This window comes from Bacillus sp. 7884-1 (assembly GCF_002272245.1).
In the GTDB taxonomy this organism is placed as follows: Bacteria; Bacillota; Bacilli; order Bacillales; family Cytobacillaceae; genus Neobacillus.
In genome coordinates, this window is sequence record NZ_NPDD01000027.1 from 1 (window position 1) to 17,494 (window position 17,494).

Annotated in this window: 19 protein-coding genes; 12 read left to right on the forward strand and 7 right to left on the reverse strand. The window is 39.3% G+C overall.

The genetic code is table 11. The features are described from left to right. Positions 1 to 213 precede the first annotated feature (213 nt). From CHI06_RS04250 to CHI06_RS04270, 5 genes are all read left to right on the forward strand, one after another. Complete coding sequence (locus tag CHI06_RS04250) at positions 214 to 990, forward strand: transporter substrate-binding domain-containing protein (protein WP_095247185.1); 777 nt, start codon at positions 214 to 216, stop codon at positions 988 to 990. A gap of 74 nt (positions 991 to 1,064) precedes the next feature. After that, positions 1,065 to 1,724 carry an amino acid ABC transporter permease gene (locus CHI06_RS04255; RefSeq protein WP_095247186.1) on the forward strand — a complete coding sequence of 220 codons (660 nt, stop codon included), beginning with the start codon at positions 1,065 to 1,067 and terminating at the stop codon, positions 1,722 to 1,724. Further along, the gene (locus CHI06_RS04260) at positions 1,717 to 2,439 is read left to right on the forward strand and encodes an amino acid ABC transporter ATP-binding protein (RefSeq protein ID WP_095247187.1); all 723 of its coding nucleotides are present in this window, start codon (positions 1,717 to 1,719) and stop codon (positions 2,437 to 2,439) included. Before CHI06_RS04255 ends, CHI06_RS04260 begins: the two co-directional genes overlap by 8 nt. Before the next feature lie 59 nt (positions 2,440 to 2,498). Beyond that, positions 2,499 to 3,482, forward strand: a complete 984-nt coding sequence (locus CHI06_RS04265) for an aromatic acid exporter family protein (protein ID WP_095247188.1) — start codon at positions 2,499 to 2,501, stop codon at positions 3,480 to 3,482. Positions 3,483 to 3,505: 23 nt separating this feature from the next. Next, positions 3,506 to 4,018 (forward strand): L,D-transpeptidase, encoded by a 513-nt coding sequence (locus CHI06_RS04270; protein ID WP_095247189.1) that lies wholly within the window; start codon positions 3,506 to 3,508, stop codon positions 4,016 to 4,018. Between the two features lie 51 nt (positions 4,019 to 4,069). On the opposite strand, the gene prli42 is transcribed toward CHI06_RS04270, so the two are convergent. After that, on the reverse strand, positions 4,070 to 4,165 hold the full coding sequence (gene prli42 / locus CHI06_RS29640; RefSeq protein WP_179292532.1) for a stressosome-associated protein Prli42: 96 nt from the start codon (positions 4,163 to 4,165) through the stop codon (positions 4,070 to 4,072). A 162-nt stretch (positions 4,166 to 4,327) separates the two neighbouring features. On the opposite strand from prli42, the gene mce reads away from it, so the two are divergent. From mce to CHI06_RS04290, 4 genes are all read left to right on the forward strand, one after another. Continuing rightward, positions 4,328 to 4,732: a methylmalonyl-CoA epimerase gene (gene mce, locus CHI06_RS04275; protein WP_095247200.1), complete on the forward strand. Its 405-nt coding sequence runs from the start codon at positions 4,328 to 4,330 to the stop codon at positions 4,730 to 4,732. Between the two features lie 6 nt (positions 4,733 to 4,738). Continuing rightward, positions 4,739 to 6,289 carry an acyl-CoA carboxylase subunit beta gene (locus tag CHI06_RS04280; protein ID WP_095247190.1) on the forward strand — a complete coding sequence of 517 codons (1,551 nt, stop codon included), beginning with the start codon at positions 4,739 to 4,741 and terminating at the stop codon, positions 6,287 to 6,289. Between the two features lie 78 nt (positions 6,290 to 6,367). After that, a complete protein-coding gene (locus CHI06_RS04285; protein ID WP_095247191.1) occupies positions 6,368 to 7,489 on the forward strand; it encodes a tripeptidase T in 1,122 nt (373 codons plus the stop codon). A 76-nt stretch (positions 7,490 to 7,565) separates the two neighbouring features. Continuing rightward, entirely contained in the window at positions 7,566 to 8,834 is a 1,269-nt protein-coding gene (locus CHI06_RS04290; protein WP_095247192.1) for a DNA polymerase IV, read from the forward strand. A gap of 42 nt (positions 8,835 to 8,876) precedes the next feature. Here the strand turns inward: CHI06_RS04290 and zwf are convergent, their stop codons facing one another. Further along, the gene (gene zwf, locus CHI06_RS04295) at positions 8,877 to 10,346 is read right to left on the reverse strand and encodes a glucose-6-phosphate dehydrogenase (protein WP_218833087.1); all 1,470 of its coding nucleotides are present in this window, start codon (positions 10,344 to 10,346) and stop codon (positions 8,877 to 8,879) included. A 198-nt stretch (positions 10,347 to 10,544) separates the two neighbouring features. On the opposite strand from zwf, the gene rnz reads away from it, so the two are divergent. Next, entirely contained in the window at positions 10,545 to 11,468 is a 924-nt protein-coding gene (rnz, locus tag CHI06_RS04300; protein WP_095247193.1) for a ribonuclease Z, read from the forward strand. Between the two features lie 81 nt (positions 11,469 to 11,549). Here rnz and namA read toward each other — a convergent pair whose 3' ends face one another. The 3 genes from namA to proC form a co-directional block, all read right to left on the reverse strand. Then, on the reverse strand, positions 11,550 to 12,572 hold the full coding sequence (namA, locus tag CHI06_RS04305; protein ID WP_095247194.1) for an NADPH dehydrogenase NamA: 1,023 nt from the start codon (positions 12,570 to 12,572) through the stop codon (positions 11,550 to 11,552). Between the two features lie 192 nt (positions 12,573 to 12,764). Beyond that, positions 12,765 to 13,907: a glycosyltransferase gene (locus tag CHI06_RS04310; protein ID WP_257009162.1), complete on the reverse strand. Its 1,143-nt coding sequence runs from the start codon at positions 13,905 to 13,907 to the stop codon at positions 12,765 to 12,767. A gap of 49 nt (positions 13,908 to 13,956) precedes the next feature. Further along, positions 13,957 to 14,802 (reverse strand): pyrroline-5-carboxylate reductase, encoded by an 846-nt coding sequence (gene proC, locus CHI06_RS04315; RefSeq protein WP_095247195.1) that lies wholly within the window; start codon positions 14,800 to 14,802, stop codon positions 13,957 to 13,959. Positions 14,803 to 15,270: 468 nt separating this feature from the next. Here proC and CHI06_RS04320 point away from each other — a divergent pair, with 468 nt between their 5' ends. Next, the gene (locus CHI06_RS04320; protein ID WP_095247196.1) at positions 15,271 to 16,230 is read left to right on the forward strand and encodes an MBL fold metallo-hydrolase; all 960 of its coding nucleotides are present in this window, start codon (positions 15,271 to 15,273) and stop codon (positions 16,228 to 16,230) included. A gap of 9 nt (positions 16,231 to 16,239) precedes the next feature. Continuing rightward, positions 16,240 to 17,037, forward strand: coding sequence for an SDR family NAD(P)-dependent oxidoreductase (locus CHI06_RS04325; RefSeq protein WP_095247197.1), 798 nt, complete (start codon positions 16,240 to 16,242; stop codon positions 17,035 to 17,037). Positions 17,038 to 17,075: 38 nt separating this feature from the next. Here CHI06_RS04325 and CHI06_RS04330 read toward each other — a convergent pair whose 3' ends face one another. Both CHI06_RS04330 and CHI06_RS30190 read right to left on the reverse strand, forming a co-directional pair. Further along, complete coding sequence (locus CHI06_RS04330) at positions 17,076 to 17,270, reverse strand: YqzH family protein (RefSeq protein ID WP_095247198.1); 195 nt, start codon at positions 17,268 to 17,270, stop codon at positions 17,076 to 17,078. Then, on the reverse strand, positions 17,227 to 17,494 hold a 268-nt coding region (locus CHI06_RS30190), incomplete at its 5' end, for a hypothetical protein (RefSeq protein WP_218833086.1). The genes CHI06_RS04330 and CHI06_RS30190, both read right to left, overlap by 44 nt.

A 17,494-nucleotide genomic window follows, 5' to 3' on the forward strand; every position in this document is an offset into this window, starting at 1 on the left:
TCCTTAGTGGAGCATAAATCAACAGCCAAGTTTAACAGAGCTTTTATTTTAAAAAAGTAATAATAATTTTTATAAATATACTTGCATAATTATTTTATTCTGTGTTAAAATTCATTACGTTGCATAAATATTAAGTTTTAACTCTATAAAGTTAGTAAAAGTAGTATAAAAAAATCAAATTTAAATTTTCAGAAAATTATAGGAGGAAAACAAATGAAAAAGGTAATTGGTTTATTCTTAATAATGATTTTAGCTGTTGGTCTACTGGCAGGCTGTGGAGAAAGTAAAGATTCTAATGCAAGTGATAAGAAAACACTAGTGATGGCAACCTCTGCCGATTATGCGCCGTTTGAATATATTGAGTCAGATAAAAGTGATGAAATTATTGGTTTTGATGTTGATTTAGCTAATGCAATTGCTGGAAAACTTGGCTATGAAGTTGAAGTGAAAGATATGGATTTTGGCGGTTTGGTTCAGTCACTTAAATCTGGACAAGCTGACTTTGTCTTAGCGGGTATGACTCCAACCGAGAAAAGAAAGAAAAACGTAGACTTCAGTGATATCTACTATACAGCGCAGCACATGGTTATCTCTAAAAAAGACAGTGGAATTGCAACAGTAGAAGATTTAAAAGGTAAAACAGTTGGCGTTCAGTTAGGTTCTATTCAAGAAGGTAAAGCAGACGAAATTAATGAAACGGTAGCTATAAAAGTTGAGAATCGTAACCGTATCCCAGAACTTATTCAAGAATTGAAAGCCGGCCGTTTTGACGCTATTATTATTGAAGATACAGTGGCTAAAGGATATCTTGATAAAGAAGCGGATTTAACTAGCTTCACAATCAGTGATGACCCAGAGGAAGCAGGATCTGCGATTGCATTTCCAAAGGATAGTGATTTAACTGAGGAATTTAACAAAGAGCTTCAAGAAATGAAAGATAATGGCGAGCTGCAAGAATTGATTGTTAAGTGGTTTGGTGGGGAAAACTAATTCTACAACCAAGACGTTCAGAAAGTCTTCTGAACGTCTTACTAATTTCATTACATAGAGAGGACGGCAGATGAATGAACTTAGATTTCGGACAATTCATTCCTTCAATGCCATACATTTTAGAGGGAATATTTGTTACCCTTAAAATTGTCATTTTGGCAGGGATAATAGGCTTTATTTTAGGAATTATCCTTTCTTTATTTAAAATTAGCAAATATAAATTTCTTGGATGGTTGGCTGACGCCTACACCTCGATTTTCCGAGGGACTCCGCTCGTATTACAGCTGATGTTAATCTATTATGGTTCACCACAGTTAATCGGGTATCAAATTGAACCTTATACAGCTGCGATACTATCCTTTGCGCTTAATTCTGGTGCTTACATATCTGAGATTATTAGAGCAGGAATTCAGGCAATTGATAAAGGTCAACAGGAAGCTGCAATGGCTCTGGGTGTTCCTTACTCGAAAATGATGTGGGATATCATATTACCGCAGGCTCTTAAAAATATTCTGCCTGCATTAATGAACGAATTTATCACATTAACGAAGGAATCTGCGATTGTTACTACTATTGGTGTAATGGATATCATGCGCCGCTCCTATCAAGTTGGGGCCGAAAATTATTCGTTTTTCGAACCACTATTAATAGCTGGACTTATTTATTATTTAATGGTCGTGACCTTGACATTCCTAGGGAAAGTGGTTGAAAGGAGAATGAGACGCAGTGATTAAGGTTGAAGATTTGCATAAAAATTATGGAAAGCTCGAGGTTTTAAAGGGAATCACCACAACAATTGAGGCAGGAGAAGTTGTAGCCATTATTGGACCATCCGGTTCAGGAAAGTCAACCTTCCTTCGCTGTATGAATCTTCTTGAAAACCCAACGAGCGGCAAAATATTTGTAGGCGGACAGGATGTTACGGATAAAAAGACTAATATTATGAAGGTGCGGCAAAACGTTGGTATGGTTTTTCAACATTTCCATTTATTCCCGCATAAAACCGTTTTGCAGAATCTTACCTATGCACCGATTAAGGTAAAAGGGTTAGCAAAGGCTGAGGCAGATAAGATAGCCTTTGATTTGTTAAATAGAGTAGGATTAGAGGAAAAAGCAAGTGAATATCCGACAAGATTATCTGGGGGGCAAAAGCAGCGTGTTGCCATTGCAAGAGCATTGGCAATGGAGCCGGACGTTATGCTTTTTGATGAACCAACCTCAGCGCTTGATCCAGAAATGGTGAAAGAAGTACTTGAAGTAATGAAATCCCTAGCTCACACTGGGATGACGATGGCGATTGTGACCCATGAAATGGGTTTTGCCCGCGAAGTGGCGGATCGAGTCCTATTCCTAGATGGTGGAGTATTAGTCGAAGATGCAAAACCGCAAGAATTTTTTACAAACCCAAAGAGCAAGCGTGCACAAGATTTCTTGCAAAAAATGCTCTAATAAGGATAAGCTAAAGATGGTCTATTTAGATCATCTTTTTTTATTTGAGGAGAAATGCTATGAAATATCGAATTGGCTATCGGACGATAAAAACCGCTCTAGGAACTGCTATCTCTATCTTACTTGCACAACAGTTCGGTTTAGACAACTTTGCCTCAGCGGGAATCTTAACTATTTTGTGTATAAAGGTAACGAAAAGAAAATCTGTACGTGCTTCTTGGGATCGATTTTTAGCTTGTGTTTTAGCTATGGCATTTTCAAGTCTATTTTTCGAGGTTATCGGATACCATCCGATCGTAATTGGAATTATGCTATTATTCTTTATCCCAACTGTTGTAATGTTCAAAGCTAACGATGGAATTGTTACGAGTAGTGTAATTATTTTACATATCTATATGGCTAACAATTTATCTGTAGGTCTTTTTATTAATGAGCTGGGTGTTATTATTATCGGAATTGGAGTAGCACTCATTATTAATCTCTATATGCCAAGTGCAGATAATAGATTAAAACAATATCAATTGAAATTAGAGGATAATTTTAAAGTCATTTTTTGTGAAATGGTCAAATTTTTAAGAACAGGGGAAAGTGATTGGTCCGGACAAGAAATTACGGAAACAGCTAAATTACTAGAAGAAGCAAAATCATTTGCCTTTCGAGAGGTAGAAAACCACTTTTTAAGGGATGAAGATGACTATTTTCATTATTTTAAAATGAGAGAAAAGCAATTTGAAATTATTGAGCGTGTTTTACCAATTGTTACTTCCCTTACGGTTACATTACCCCAAGGGAAAATGATTGCTGTATTTCTGGAAGAACTGTCCAATAATATCCAGCCAGGAAATACGGCCCATATTTATCTAGGAAAATTAAGTGAGATGAAAAAGGAATTTGAAGAAATGGAGCTACCGAAAACAAGAGAAGAATTTGAAGTACGCGCTGCACTACTGCAGTTAGTGAAAGAAATGAATGAATATTTAATCATTAAAAGTTCCTTTAAGACATCAAAATGGAATAAACCGAGGAAACTTGAAGCAAACTAAGGAAAAAATGGCAGGTGGATTTTATGATAAAGATACTATCGCCAATCCTGTTTGCTTTTTTTATTTCCCCCCTATGGCCGCTGGGTCCAAACCCGCTCCCTGGTGACCCATTTGTTATCGTTAATAAAAAAACGAACGAATTAGCATTAGTAGATGATAATAGGGTCCAGACCGTGGTGAGTGTAGGGACAGGTGTGACAGAAGAATTAACACCAGAAGGATTATTTACGATAACTGTGAAGGCAGAAGAACCATACTATCGCCGAAAGGATATTCCTGGCGGGGATTCCAAAAATCCGCTTGGTTCTAGATGGATTGGCTTTGATGCCGACGAAACAGATGGACGAATTTACGGAATTCATGGAACCAATCAGCCTGCCTCAATTGGAAAATATGTCTCAAATGGTTGTATACGAACTCAAAACGAAGTAATTACATCTCTCTATCCAATGATTCCTCTTGGTACAAAAATTCTAATTACTACTACTAATAAGCCTTTTGAATTGCTCGCAAAGGAAAATGGTGCAATTCGATAAAAAACAAAAGGGACTGTTCATGGAAAACAGTCCCTTTCTCTATTTTTTTTATTAAATAAATTGAGCAATCCCGATTAGCAGAGTTGAGGCTAGCATAGCAATTAGCATTAAATACACTACTATTTTTCTTGTTCTTTTCTTAGACAAATTGGGTTCCCCCTTTATATTAAATTGCTTTATTTATATTTTACAGGTAAAAGCCCAAATGAACAATGGAACAACATCTCAATTTGGGAAGGAATTATGAAGTTTTTAGCGAATAAGGTAATTGTCGAAACTATTATAATTTTGAAAAATAGAGGGGTATATATGATTAAAAAAGTGGACCATATTGGAATTGCTGTTCGAACTCTTGAGACTTCACTTCCTTTTTACACAGAAGTACTTAATTTGCCATTACTAGGGATTGAAGTAGTAGAGAGCCAAAAGGTTAGAGTTGCATTTCTTAAGGCGGGAGAAACCAAACTTGAGCTGCTTGAACCAACTTCAGACGAAAGCCCAATTGCCAAATTTATTGAAAAACGCGGTGAGGGGATACACCATGTCGCACTTGGTGTTGATTCTATTGAAGAAAGAATCAAGGAAATGAATGAAAAAGGAATTAGGATGATCGATAAGGAGCCAAGGATTGGTGCAGGGGGGGCTCATATTGCTTTCATGCATCCAAAGTCAACATCAGGTGTACTAGTCGAGCTATGCGAAAAGAAGGGATGAGGTTATATGATAGACATCTATGAGAAAATTAATGAATTGTACGATAAGCGCCGGGAAGTAGAGCTTGGCGGTGGTGATGAGAGAATTGAGAAACAGCATGAAAAGGGGAAATTAACCGCAAGAGAAAGAATAGAGCTTTTAGTAGATAAGGGGTCTTTCGTAGAATTAAGTCCATTTATAGAGCACAGAACCAATGACTTTGGTTTGGACGAACAGAAAGGACCTGGTGACGGTGTTGTTACTGGGTATGGAAAAGTAAATGGCCGGCCAATCTACTTATTTTCACAAGATTTTACTGTATTTGGCGGTGCTCTTGGGGAAATGCATGCAAAAAAAATAGCAACTGTTATGGATTTAGCCGCTAAAAACGGTACACCATTTGTTGGCTTAAATGACTCGGGCGGTGCTCGAATCCAAGAAGGTGTTGTCTCGCTGGATGGTTACGGACATATTTTTTATCGAAATGCGATTTATTCAGGGGTAATTCCGCAAATATCCGTCATAATGGGTCCATGTGCCGGAGGAGCGGTTTATTCACCTGCCATTACCGATTTTGTTTTTATGGTTGAAAAAACAAGTCAAATGTTTATTACGGGACCAAAAGTAATTGAAACCGTAACAGGCGAGAAAATCTCTGCAGAGGATCTTGGAGGAGCACATGTTCATAATAGTATTAGTGGAAATGCTCATTTTGAATCTCCTTCTGAGCAGGAAGTTTTAGAAGAGGTTCGTAAACTTCTAAGCTATCTGCCGCAAAATAATGAAGAAAAAACTCCAAGACTAGAAGTTGAAGAGGAAAATGATTATCGTCCTGATTTAACAGATGTTATACCATTCGATGCTATCCGTCCATATGATGTCCGCAAGGTAATTGAACAAGTTTGTGATGCAGACTCCTTTATGGAAATTCAAAAAAACTTTGCGAAAAATATCGTCGTAGGTTTTGCACGAATTAAAGGAGAGAGTGTAGGGCTAGTTTGCAACCAGCCAAAAGTGATGGCGGGCGGGCTTGATATTAATTCTTCCGATAAAGCCGCAAGATTTATTCGTACCTGTGATTCGTTTAATATCCCGATTATCACATTTGAGGATGTAACAGGTTTCTTTCCTGGAGTTAAACAGGAGCATGGGGGGATTATTCGCCATGGTGCGAAAATATTATTTGCTTATTCAGAAGCCACTGTTCCGAAGCTGACGGTTATTTTAAGAAAGGCATACGGCGGGGCATATGTAGCACTTAATAGTAAGTCTATTGGAGCGGATTTAGTCTATGCTTGGCCAAATGCAGAAATTGCCGTAATGGGTCCACAGGGTGCCGCCAATATCATTTTTGCGAAAGAAATCCAAAATAGTGATAATCCTGAACAAGTAAGGCAGCAAAAGATTGAAGAATACCGAGAAAAGTTTGCAAATCCATATGTAGCTGCCAGCAGAGGGATGGTCGATGATGTCATTGACCCACGGGAAACGAGAATAAAAATTATCCAAGCTTTAGAAATGCTTCGAAACAAAAAAGAATCTAGACCGTTCAAGAAACACGGAAATATTCCACTTTAAAGCAATCATTTGAAGACAAGTTTATGAAGGAGTATACTCTAGTAGTGGTGAGTACATAAAACGGAGGGTTATATTCAGATGATTAATCATGAACGTCTTTTGAATGAATTTTTAGAGCTTGTCCAAATTGATTCCGAAACAAAATTCGAGACAGAAATTGCAAAAGTGCTAAAACAAAAGTTTACCGATTTAGGTCTTGATGTGTTTGAAGACGATACAACGGCTGTAACTGGTCATGGAGCAGGAAACTTAGTTTGTACCCTTGCTGCAACTAAAGAAGGCGTAGATCCTATTTATTTCACTTCTCATATGGATACAGTCGTTCCGGCACGGGGTGTTAAGCCATCCATTAAGAACGGCTATGTGGTTACGGATGGAACAACGATTTTAGGTGCTGATGATAAAACTGGCCTATCCGTTATGCTTGAAACCATTCGTGTTTTAAAAGAACAAAATATTCCTCATGGTCCAATCCAATTTGTCATTACTGTCGGTGAAGAATCTGGACTTGTAGGTGCGAAAGCACTAGATTCCTCCTTATTGAAGGCAAAGTATGGCTATGCATTAGACAGTGATGGTTTAGTAGGAAATATCGTGGTTGCCGCTCCGACCCAAGCTAAAATTAGAGCAGTAATTTACGGAAAAACCGCTCATGCGGGTGTTGCACCAGAAAAAGGAGTTTCAGCGATTACGATTGCTGCGAAATCGATTGCGAGAATGCCATTAGGCAGAATTGACTCCGAAACCACAGCAAACATCGGCCGCTTCGAAGGTGGTACACAAACGAATATCGTTTGTGACCGTGTGGATATTCTAGCAGAAGCCCGTTCACTCATTGCTGAAAAAATGGAGGCACAAGCTGCTAAAATGAAAGAAGCTTTTGAAACAGTAGCTGCTGAAATGGGTGGCAGAGCAGAAGTTGAAGTTGAGGTTATGTACCCAGGATTTAAATTTGGCGAAGGCGATCAAGTAGTTGAAATCGCACGTAAAGCGGCAGCGAAAATTGGCCGCAGCTGTGAATTACAGCATAGCGGCGGCGGAAGCGATGCAAACGTCATTGCGGGCTTTAACATTCCAACGGTTAACCTAGCAGTGGGTTATGAAGATATCCATACTACAAATGAACGTATGCCGATTCAAGAATTGTACAAGCTGGCAGAAATGACTATCGCGATTATCGAAGAGGTTACTAATCAATAATCATATTACGAGGAGAGCCTACTGGTTCTCCTTTTGCTATACTAGAGCTAGCAAAATTTAGGGAGAAGTGTCAGCCGTGAAAGAAATGTATCCGAAAAAGGGTAGAGTCATACTACATGTTGATATGAATAGCTTTTATGCTTCGGTGGAGATGGCTTATGACCCCGAACTAAAGGGTAAGCCGGTTGCGATTGCCGGAAATGTGGAGGAACGACGGGGAATCATTATTACCTGCAGCTATGAAGCAAGAAAATTTGGAGTCAAAACTACCATGCCGCTGTGGGAAGCCAAGAAGCTGTGTCCTCAGTTAATTATAAGAAAGCCTAATTTTGACCGTTACCGGACGGCGTCAATCGCCATGTTTGAGATTCTCAGGAATTATACCGAACTGGTCGAACCCGTATCCATTGATGAGGGATATCTAGATATAACAGATTCCTTTGAATTAGGCAGTCCCATTGTAATTGCCCAAAAAAGAGTTCTCGAGCAGCTAGATTTGCCCTCCAGCATTGGAATTGCACCCAATAAATTTTTGGCAAAGACAGCTTCAGATATGAAAAAACCGATGGGCATAACAATTCTTCGTAAGCGTGATATCCCTTCTGTTTTGTGGCCGTTAAATACGAGTGAGATGCATGGTGTTGGGAAAAAGACTGCTGAAAAGTTAACAACCATTGGCATTTATACCATTGGAGAATTAGCCGCTGGCAATGAGATTCAGTTAAAATCACTTCTCGGCATTAATGGAATCCGCATAAAGGAAAGGGCAAATGGAATCGATAATAGAGCAGTAGATCCTGAATCGGTTTCAGATTTTAAAAGTATTGGAAACTCAACGACGCTGCCCATAGATACGAGCAACCAACAAGAGTTATTCCGAGTTTTGGAATCGTTGGCTGAAACCGTTTCTGTAAGGCTGAAACGAAAAAATGTATTTGCAACGACCATAGGGATTACAATTCGTTTCAAAGATAGAAAAACAATCACTCGAAGTAAAAAACTTACCAATCCTATTCAGCAAAAAGAAGACATTGCTTCGATGGCGAAGCAGATTTTTCTCAAGGAGTGGAACGGAAACCCTGTCCGTTTATTAGGAATAACAGGCTATGATTTAGTGGAACATGATCTTGCCTTTAAACAGCTAGATTTATTTTCATTTGAAAAAGATGCAAAAAAAGAGCCGTTACTTAAAACACTTTCCACTTTACGTGATAAATATGGGAAAAACATCATTGAAAATGCCGGCACACGAAAGGTCAACAATGCTCATGACGTTGGAACGGGAACAAGTTTTAATAAAGACTTTCTTCGCACCTTCCCGCAAAAAAAGAAGGATGAGTATTAAAAGCTCCGCCATTGTATGATAAACAATGCGGAGCTTTTTGTATTATTTACAGATATCTACATCTAAATCTGTTACAGGCCACCAGAAAAATCCGTCTTTTTCTAACAGCTCATCAGCTGCTTTAGGTCCCATTGAACCAGATTCATAGTTTGGATAGTTATCGGCTTTGGTTTTTTCCCATACTTCAGAAATATTATCGACAAAGGCCCAAGAATAAGCGACTTCATCCCAGTGTGTAAAGTTGGTTGCATCACCGCGCATGCAATCATATAGGAGCTTTTCATATCCTTCAGGTGTGTTCATTGCATGAATTCCTGTGTTAGCAAAACTTAATTTGACCTCCTGAGCGTCGAGGTGTCCACCAGCTTTTTTAGCATTGAGATGAAGGGTGATTCCTTCTTCAGGCTGAATATGAATGACAAGCAGATTCGGGTTCAACAGTTTCTCTGGCTGATAATAAAGGTTCATCGGAATGTCCTTAAATTGAACAACAATTTTCGTTGATTTTGTTGTCATTCTTTTTCCAGTTCGGATATAAAAAGGTACGCCTGCCCAGCGGAAATTATCAATCATAATCTTCCCGGCCACAAAGGTCTCTGTATTTGACTCTTTGTCTACCATTGGTTCTGCGCGATATTCAGGGACCTGTTGATCTTCGACCAAACCGGCACCATATTGTCCCCGGACAAAATATTTATTTATTTTTTCCCCTTTAATCATTCTTAAAGAACGAAACACTCGTACCTTCTCAGAACGAACCTCATCGGTTGTCAACTTAATCGGAGGTTCCATGGCAAGCAGTGCCACCATCTGCATAATATGGTTTTGAACCATATCCCGGAGGGCTCCACTTGTCTCATAATAACGCCCCCGTTCTTCTACACCAAGGACCTCGCTTGAGGTAATTTGAATATTGGAGATATAACGGTTATTCCATAAAGGCTCAAAAATGGCATTTGCAAAACGAATAACTTCAATATTTCTTACCATTTCTTTTCCTAAATAGTGATCAATCCGATATACTTCACTTTCTGAAAAAGCCTTACGAATCTGTTTGTTTAACAATTTTGCTGATTCCAAATCATGCCCAAATGGTTTCTCAATGACAAGTCTTTTGTAACCTTTTACATCGGTCAATCCATCCGATTTTAAATGTAAGGCGATTGGACCAAAAAATTCAGGTGCCATCGCAAGATAGAAAATACGATTTCCCTCTAACTCGTATTTCTCATCAATTTGCTCTGCCAAACTTTTGAGAGCTAAATAGGAGCTTGAATCTGATACATCATGTGACTGATAATAAAAGTGAGCTGCGAATTCATCGATATTATCCTTTTTTCCTAGAGCGGTTAAAACGGAGTCCTTCACAGAATTTTGAAAATCTTCAGTGGATAATGGTCTCCTAGCCACACCAATGACGGCAAATTTATCTAACTTTCCTTTTTGAAACAAGCGGTAAAGGGAGGGAAAGAGCTTTCGAATAGCTAAATCTCCTGTTGCACCAAATATCATGATTAATGAAGTCATATTTCTTGATTGTTCCACTGTAATTACCTCTCCTTATATGTATTCAACTTAGATTTAGCAAAAAACCTCTGAAGCATGTATTGAAATCTAAATCCCTTTAAAAGAGAATACCACGGATAGAGGGCATTTGTGCAAGTGATATGCTATAGTATTTATAACTTTATTCGACAAGGAGGGGTAATTTTGGACATATTTTTTTTAGGAACGGGTGCCGGTATACCCGCTAAACTTCGAAATGTTACTTCCATTGCCTTAAAATTACTCGAAGAACGAGGATCCATTTGGCTGTTTGATGCGGGTGAAGCGACACAGCATCAAATCTTACATACATCAATAAAACCGCGCAGAATAGAAAAAATCTTTATTACCCACCTTCATGGCGATCATATCTATGGTCTTCCTGGGTTGTTAGCGAGCCGGTCTTTTCAAGGCGGAGAATCAGAAGTGACGGTTTATGGACCAAAAGGATTGAAAGAATATATTACGATAAGCCTTTCAGTCAGCCAAACCTATTTAAAATACCCATTAAAGATTGTTGAAATTGAAGAAGGGGTTATATTTGAAGACGAACAGTTTATCGTAGAGGCAAGACTTTTAGATCATGGCATTCCTTCATACGGGTATCGGATTGTTGAGAAGAACAGACCCGGTACGCTTTTAGCGGATAAGCTTGTCGAGGCGGGGGTACAGCCCGGACCAATTTTTCGGAAAATTAAAGGAGGGGAAACCGTTACGCTTGAAGATGGAACAGTTATCGTACCTTCTGATTTTTTAGGTCCGGCTCAAAAGGGACGGATTATAACGATTCTTGGTGATACAAGATACTGCGAAAATGCTATTTCCTTAGCACGGGATTCGGATTTATTAATCCATGAAGCAACCTTTTCAAAAGGGGAGGAGGAGCTTGCCTTCGATTATTTTCATTCGACTACTCATCAGGCTGCGGAAGTGGCAAATCTGGCTGGCAGTAAACAGTTGTGTTTGACACATATCAGTTCACGTTACGACCGGCAAGCCTGGCAAGAACTAGTCACAGAAGCCCGGGAAGTATTTGCGAATACAGACATTGCCGAAGACTTTAAAGAGATAAACATACCTAGTAAATGAATTATTTCAGCGTTAAATGAGATATATCCGCGATGCCTATAAACCCAGCAAAAAGACGGCCAAAAAGCCGTCTTTTACTAGTTATTTCCAACCAAGCACATATTGTTTAGGTCCTTCAATGGTTACACCGAGTTCCTTAGCAGCTGTTCTTGGCCAGTAGGGATCACGTAATAATTCGCGAGCCAAAAATACTAAATCAGCCCGCTCATTTTGAAGGATTTCCTCTGCTTGAATACCGGTTGTAATTAAGCCCACTGCTCCTGTAGAAATCTCCGCACCATTTCTAATGATTTCTGAGAATGGAACTTGGTATCCGGGATAGATATTAATATGTGCGCCTGGCAGGGCTCCTCCCGAGCTGACATCGATTAAATCCACGCCTTGTTCCTTCATCCATTGACTGAAAAATACGTAGTCTAACGGTGTTAATCCCTCTTCATGATAGTCATTAGCTGATACGCGGACAAATAGCACACCGTCCCAGACTGTTTTGATTGTTTCAATAATCTCACGAAGGAAGCGAAAACGATTTTCAGCAGAACCGCCGTATTCATCGGTTCTTTTATTTGTTAGCGGGGAGAGGAATTCATTAATTAAATAGCCGTGTGCACCATGTAACTCAATGACATCAAAACCAGCTTTAGCTGCCCGCTCAGCAGCCTTTTTAAATGCTTCGATGGTTTCTGTTATATTCTCTTTGGTCATTTCTTTAGGGGTTTTCATTTTTTCATTAAAAGCTAAGGCCGAAGGGGCGATGGAGTCACCTTCTAGGTTTGCTTTTCTGCCAGCGTGAGCAAGCTGGATACCTGTTTTAGCACCATGCTCCTTCATCAAACTGATAAGTTCTGTGAAGCCTGCTATATGGTCATCGCTCCAAATTCCAAGATCCCTTGGTGAGATCCTGCCCTGTGGGGTGACCGCTGTTGCTTCAACGATTATTAATCCGACTTGACCAACAGCGCGGCTGGTATAATGCGTGCGGTGCCAGTTCTGAATATGACCATCTTCGTTATGACTTGAATACATACACATTGGCGCCATAACAATTCGATTATTAAATGTAACATCCTTAATTGTAAAAGGGGAAAATAATTTAGCTGACATTATGAGCCTCCTATTGAGATTTTTTAATATGTACAGACTTACCTAGAGTGACCGAAACCTGTTCTGAAAAGAGCTTTGGGTCACTCAGGATGCCCTAGAGTGACCCAAACCATATCTTCATGAACTTTCGGTCACTATACTAAAGTCAATTCTAGTATATCAAACGAATTCTCATTTATTAAAAATAGTGCTTCACTCTTCCTCTCTTAACTCGCTTAATTTATATACAGTACCTCTCCACATGATACCGCCGCGTTTAAAGGTTAAGAGGCTGGCCCGAATAATCGAATAGATAAACAGCAGGGCTGTTGCGGGTAAAACTAGAAACATAACAGGTGAGAATAGCGTCATTTTTTTGATTACCAGTACATAATGAATACCGCTTAATACAATATTTCCTAAGCTTAATAAGGCTACGATTTCATCGGAAGAAAATATCGTAATAAAAGGAAGAACATTGGTAATAAAGACACCAAAAATCGCAAAAAGCACCATACTTATCCGGTATTGTAATCCGGCAAATGTATTCTTTTCGAGTCCGACAAAGGCTTCCTGCAAACTCCCATACCATTCCACTTCAATCAGCTTAAGTGCTGTGACAATCCTTTGACGATATCCTGCTTGTTTCATTTTCATTCCAAGCTGTAAGTCGTCATCTGGTCGCATTTTCACCCTCTCATGTGTTCCAAAACTCTGATATGCTTCTTTTGAAACCAGGTTAAAGGCACCAATTCCAGTACCAACCTTTGACTTTGGGTTATTGGCAGCCCAAGGTCGTTTGAAATAGGAAAATCCAAATAGGAAAAAGGCGACAAATGATTTTAGCCAAAACTTCTTCGCACTCAAATTGGGGGCAGCCGTTAAATGATCCAACCCATGCCGTTCAAAATAATTCAATGCCTTTGCAAATGCCTCTTTTTCAAATTTCACGTCCGCATCGGTAAACAATAGCCATTTTCCAGAAGCCTGAAGGAATCCTCTATATAAAGCGTTATTTTTTCCTAGCCAGCCCTCAGGCAATTCTTCTATATGAATAACCGAAATCCGCTGATCTTTCTGTTGCAGCTCATTCATTAAAAGCCCTGTGGAATCCGTGGACCGATCATTGACGAGTATCCACTCAACGTTTTTGTAAGTTTGCTCTAATTGGCTGAGGATACTAGATTTTATTTGCCCAGCTTCATTGCGGGCCGCAACAATCACCGTCAATAACGGTCCATTTTCTAAGCTAGTTTCTGCCTCTAGTGCCTCTATTTTTCGTAAACCTATTAATCCGTCGATGAGAAAAACTGTCCAGACCAGGATACCCATTGAAAATAATACCGTTAGCATCATGTAACACTTCCTAGCCTTTTTTATCCTAGTTTAAATCAATGGAGACAAATTAGGAAGTTGGTTCGGTAACCTCTAGCTGTTCACGTAATGCAGCGCCCATTTTTTTTGATTGTGCCGTTGCAGCCTTAATACACGAAATGAACGCCTGCTGAACTTGATGTTCTTCTAGCACCTTGACTCCTGCCTCTGTTGTTCCACCTGGGCTTGTTACATCCCTTCGTAACTGCTCAGATGATTTTGTCGAGTTTTTCACCATTTCTGCAGCTCCAATTAACGTTTGTACGATTAATTCACTCGCCATTTCCTTATCGAGTCCAACCTCTACGGCACTTTTTTCCATTGCTTCAATAAGGTAATAAATATAAGCGGGACCGCTGCCAGAGAGTCCTGTTACAGCGTCTAGCTGTTCCTCTTCAACAAAAGTAGTTAAGCCGACCGTTCCAAATAGATTTTTCATTAATTCTATTTGATGAGGGGTAACACGTTCATTTACAGCAACAGCAGTAGCTGATTTACCAACGGCTGCGGATGTATTTGGCATTGCTCTAACGATTGGAATCGGTAATCTCGCAATTGTTTCAATCGTACGCATGGAGACTCCAGCTATAACTGAAACCACCAGCATTTGTTCATTCAGATATTCACGAATAGATTGAATAGCCGTTGCGGCATCCTTAGGCTTCATTGATAATATAACGATATCAGCTCCTGCAAACAATTCGTTTAAATCGTAGGTTGTACGAATCCCATACGTATCACCCAGCTTTTTCAGTCTCTCTGCATTTGAATTGTTCGTAACCCAAACATTTTTTCTATCAATCAAACTATTTTCAAGAATGCCTGAAATAAATGCCTCAGCCATCGAACCTGCACCGATCATTGCTAACTTTTTCATAGATATTGCCTCCTCTGAATTCTTATAAAAACAAAAAGACCCTTCATCCAAAAAGGACGAAAGGTCTAGCTTCCGCGGTACCACCTTCATTTACCCCAAACTAAATACCTATAAGGGTTCACTCAATTCCGGGTAACGTCGGATTTACGTTAGGTTTTCCTAAGTGCTCATAAGGCAGGTTCAATGATCAAGAGGGCTGTGAAGTCTTTCAGCCGGTGAACTTCACTCTCTTTCGCCATTTTTCATTTACTAGTCTTAGTCATCGCAATTTATGAATCAAATTTTACTAGTGATTATGCAAGATAACGGTCTGTCTGTCAAGAGATAAGTTTCTGAATTTTTTATTTATTTTAAATTTAATATGCAAAAATAATGACATTTACCATGAAAATCGCTACACTTTACACTATATATAATTGTCAAAAAATGTTCACATTCTATTTGAAAATAACGATAGGGGTTTTTTGAATGACAGAATGGAAGGATGGAATTGCGAAATTGACCATGCCGACTCCTTTTAAGATCGGGGATGTTAATGCTTATTTAATAAAAGGGAATCGTCTGACACTGGTTGATGCGGGCATTAAAACGAAGGCAGCCTGGAATTCTTTCAAAGCGCAGCTGGCTGATTTACATGTAAGCACGGATGATATTGAACAGGTGATTATTACCCATCATCATGCAGATCATGTTGGAATGCTTGATTTTTTATCGGATAAGGTAGAGGTTTACGGTCATCCGTTGAATGAACGATGGATTAAACCAACGGAGGCCTTTTTTCAAGAACAAGAGGATTTTTTTCGTAGACAATTTCTTGACTTTGGAATTCCACCAGAATATTTTCCTGCTCTTTTAAATTTAAGACAATCGTTTAGGTATTCTTGTAACCGCTCATTGACTGGAGAACTGGTCGAAGGAATGGTCCCGCCGGGGTTAATGGAATGGAGTGTCATTGAGACACCTGGTCATGCCCAGAGTCAAATTGCTCTATTTCGAGAAAGAGATGGGATTCTTATTGGCGGGGATTTGATTCTCTCGCATATTTCACCCAATCCTATCTTAGAGGCACCAGCACCAGGCGAAAAAGAAAGGCCAAGGCCGCAGCTGCAGCATAATGATTCGATGAAAAAGCTGTTGAGTTATCCGATTCAGTTCGTCTACACAGGACATGGGGAGGAAGTCTTCCAATTAAGAGAACTAATTGAAAAAAGACTTCTACATCAACATGAACGGGCGATGAAGGTTAATAACTGGCTAAAAGAAGATCAGCAAACCGTATTTGAAATTTGCAAAACTCTTTTTCCGGCTGCTTACAAGCGCGAATTGATGTTAACGTTATCGGAAACAGTGGGACAACTTGACTATTTAGCCTCTATCGGCGAGATTAGTAGTAAGGATCATCAACCTGTCCTTTATCAAGCTAGGTGAGGTGTGAGTATGGCTAGAGAACAGCTTAAGGGTAAAAATATTGTCATTACCGGTGCATCTGGGGGAATAGGTGCACAAATTGCCAAGCTTTGTGCTGCAAGTGGTGCCAATCTTATATTACTTGCAAGAAGCATAGAAAAGTTAAAGCAGCTTCAAACGGAATTGGAGCAAAAACATCAGGTTAGGGTGGATGTCCATCAGCTAGATGTCTCTGATACGGAAAAAGTGAGGGAAGTTTTCAGCGAAATATCAGCGAAAATAGACCATATTGATATTCTTGTGAATAATGCAGGTTTCGGTGTTTTCCGTGAAGCACATGAGGCAACTATGGATGAAATCAAAGGGATGTTTGAAGTCAATGTTGTCGGGCTGATGGCCTGTACGAGTATGGTGCTTCCTAAAATGCGCGAACGCCGTTTCGGCCATATTATTAATATTGCCTCCCAGGCGGGGAAAATCGCTACGCCAAAATCAAGTGTTTATTCGGCTACGAAGCATGCGGTTCTCGGCTATACTAATTCCCTTAGAATGGAGCTTAGTGATTATAATGTTCTGGTAACATCTGTGAATCCAGGACCGATTGCAACGAACTTTTTTAACATTGCTGATGAAAAAGGCACGTATGTTAAAAATGTTCAAAAGTTTATGTTGCAGCCTGAATATGTTGCAGGGAAAGTTGTTGACTGCATGTTAACGAAAACAAGAGAAATCAACCTGCCACGCTGGATGAACATGGGAAGCGTCGTTTATGTTCTCTTTCCAAGACTTTTTGAAACAATTGGCAAAAAAGCATTTAACAAAAAGTAAAACCGCAGCAGCGGTTTTTTTGTTTTTGCGTAATTTGTTCATCCTGTTAAAAATTCGTACACTGTATCATTCACAGCCTCGTATAAATCGACAGCAGGCTGTTCGTCTTTTATTTGAATAATTCGATCTGCAAGCTCCTCTAAATCTTCACTGTTCATTGGCAGTGAATCCACTTCGGAATAATATTGTTTAAAGCAATTTTTTATCATTTTGATTATCAATTTTTTCTCCATGTACGTGCACCTCACTCACCATTATACCGTTTTCGCCTCCAGAAAAATAACCATAACCAAGAAACCTGTCAAAAAATTTCCATTGAATGCGAACGTATATTCGTTTAAGATGTGTATATAATATAAAGAACGGATGTTCTGTATTTAATTGTCTAGCTCCGGGCGCCATCGGCTCTATGGAAAAAGATAAATCACTTTTTCCTAGGTCATAAGCCAATCCGTCA

What these genes read in the sequence shown, in the direction of transcription:
- CHI06_RS04270 (WP_095247189.1), top strand. Translation starts at nt 3,506, where the DNA reads ATGATAAAGATACTATCGCCAATCCTGTTTGCTTTTTTTATTTCCCCC.
- CHI06_RS04310 (WP_257009162.1), bottom strand. Translation starts at nt 13,907, where the DNA reads ATGATGCTAACGGTATTATTTTCAATGGGTATCCTGGTCTGGACAGTT.
- CHI06_RS04265 (WP_095247188.1), top strand. Translation starts at nt 2,499, where the DNA reads ATGAAATATCGAATTGGCTATCGGACGATAAAAACCGCTCTAGGAACT.
- namA (WP_095247194.1), bottom strand. Translation starts at nt 12,572, where the DNA reads ATGTCAGCTAAATTATTTTCCCCTTTTACAATTAAGGATGTTACATTT.
- mce (WP_095247200.1), top strand. Translation starts at nt 4,328, where the DNA reads ATGATTAAAAAAGTGGACCATATTGGAATTGCTGTTCGAACTCTTGAG.
- CHI06_RS04280 (WP_095247190.1), top strand. Translation starts at nt 4,739, where the DNA reads ATGATAGACATCTATGAGAAAATTAATGAATTGTACGATAAGCGCCGG.
- CHI06_RS04320 (WP_095247196.1), top strand. Translation starts at nt 15,271, where the DNA reads ATGACAGAATGGAAGGATGGAATTGCGAAATTGACCATGCCGACTCCT.
- CHI06_RS04250 (WP_095247185.1), top strand. Translation starts at nt 214, where the DNA reads ATGAAAAAGGTAATTGGTTTATTCTTAATAATGATTTTAGCTGTTGGT.
- proC (WP_095247195.1), bottom strand. Translation starts at nt 14,802, where the DNA reads ATGAAAAAGTTAGCAATGATCGGTGCAGGTTCGATGGCTGAGGCATTT.
- zwf (WP_218833087.1), bottom strand. Translation starts at nt 10,346, where the DNA reads ATGATATTTGGTGCAACAGGAGATTTAGCTATTCGAAAGCTCTTTCCC.
- CHI06_RS04325 (WP_095247197.1), top strand. Translation starts at nt 16,240, where the DNA reads ATGGCTAGAGAACAGCTTAAGGGTAAAAATATTGTCATTACCGGTGCA.
- CHI06_RS04285 (WP_095247191.1), top strand. Translation starts at nt 6,368, where the DNA reads ATGATTAATCATGAACGTCTTTTGAATGAATTTTTAGAGCTTGTCCAA.
- CHI06_RS04255 (WP_095247186.1), top strand. Translation starts at nt 1,065, where the DNA reads ATGAACTTAGATTTCGGACAATTCATTCCTTCAATGCCATACATTTTA.
- CHI06_RS04330 (WP_095247198.1), bottom strand. Translation starts at nt 17,270, where the DNA reads ATGGAGAAAAAATTGATAATCAAAATGATAAAAAATTGCTTTAAACAA.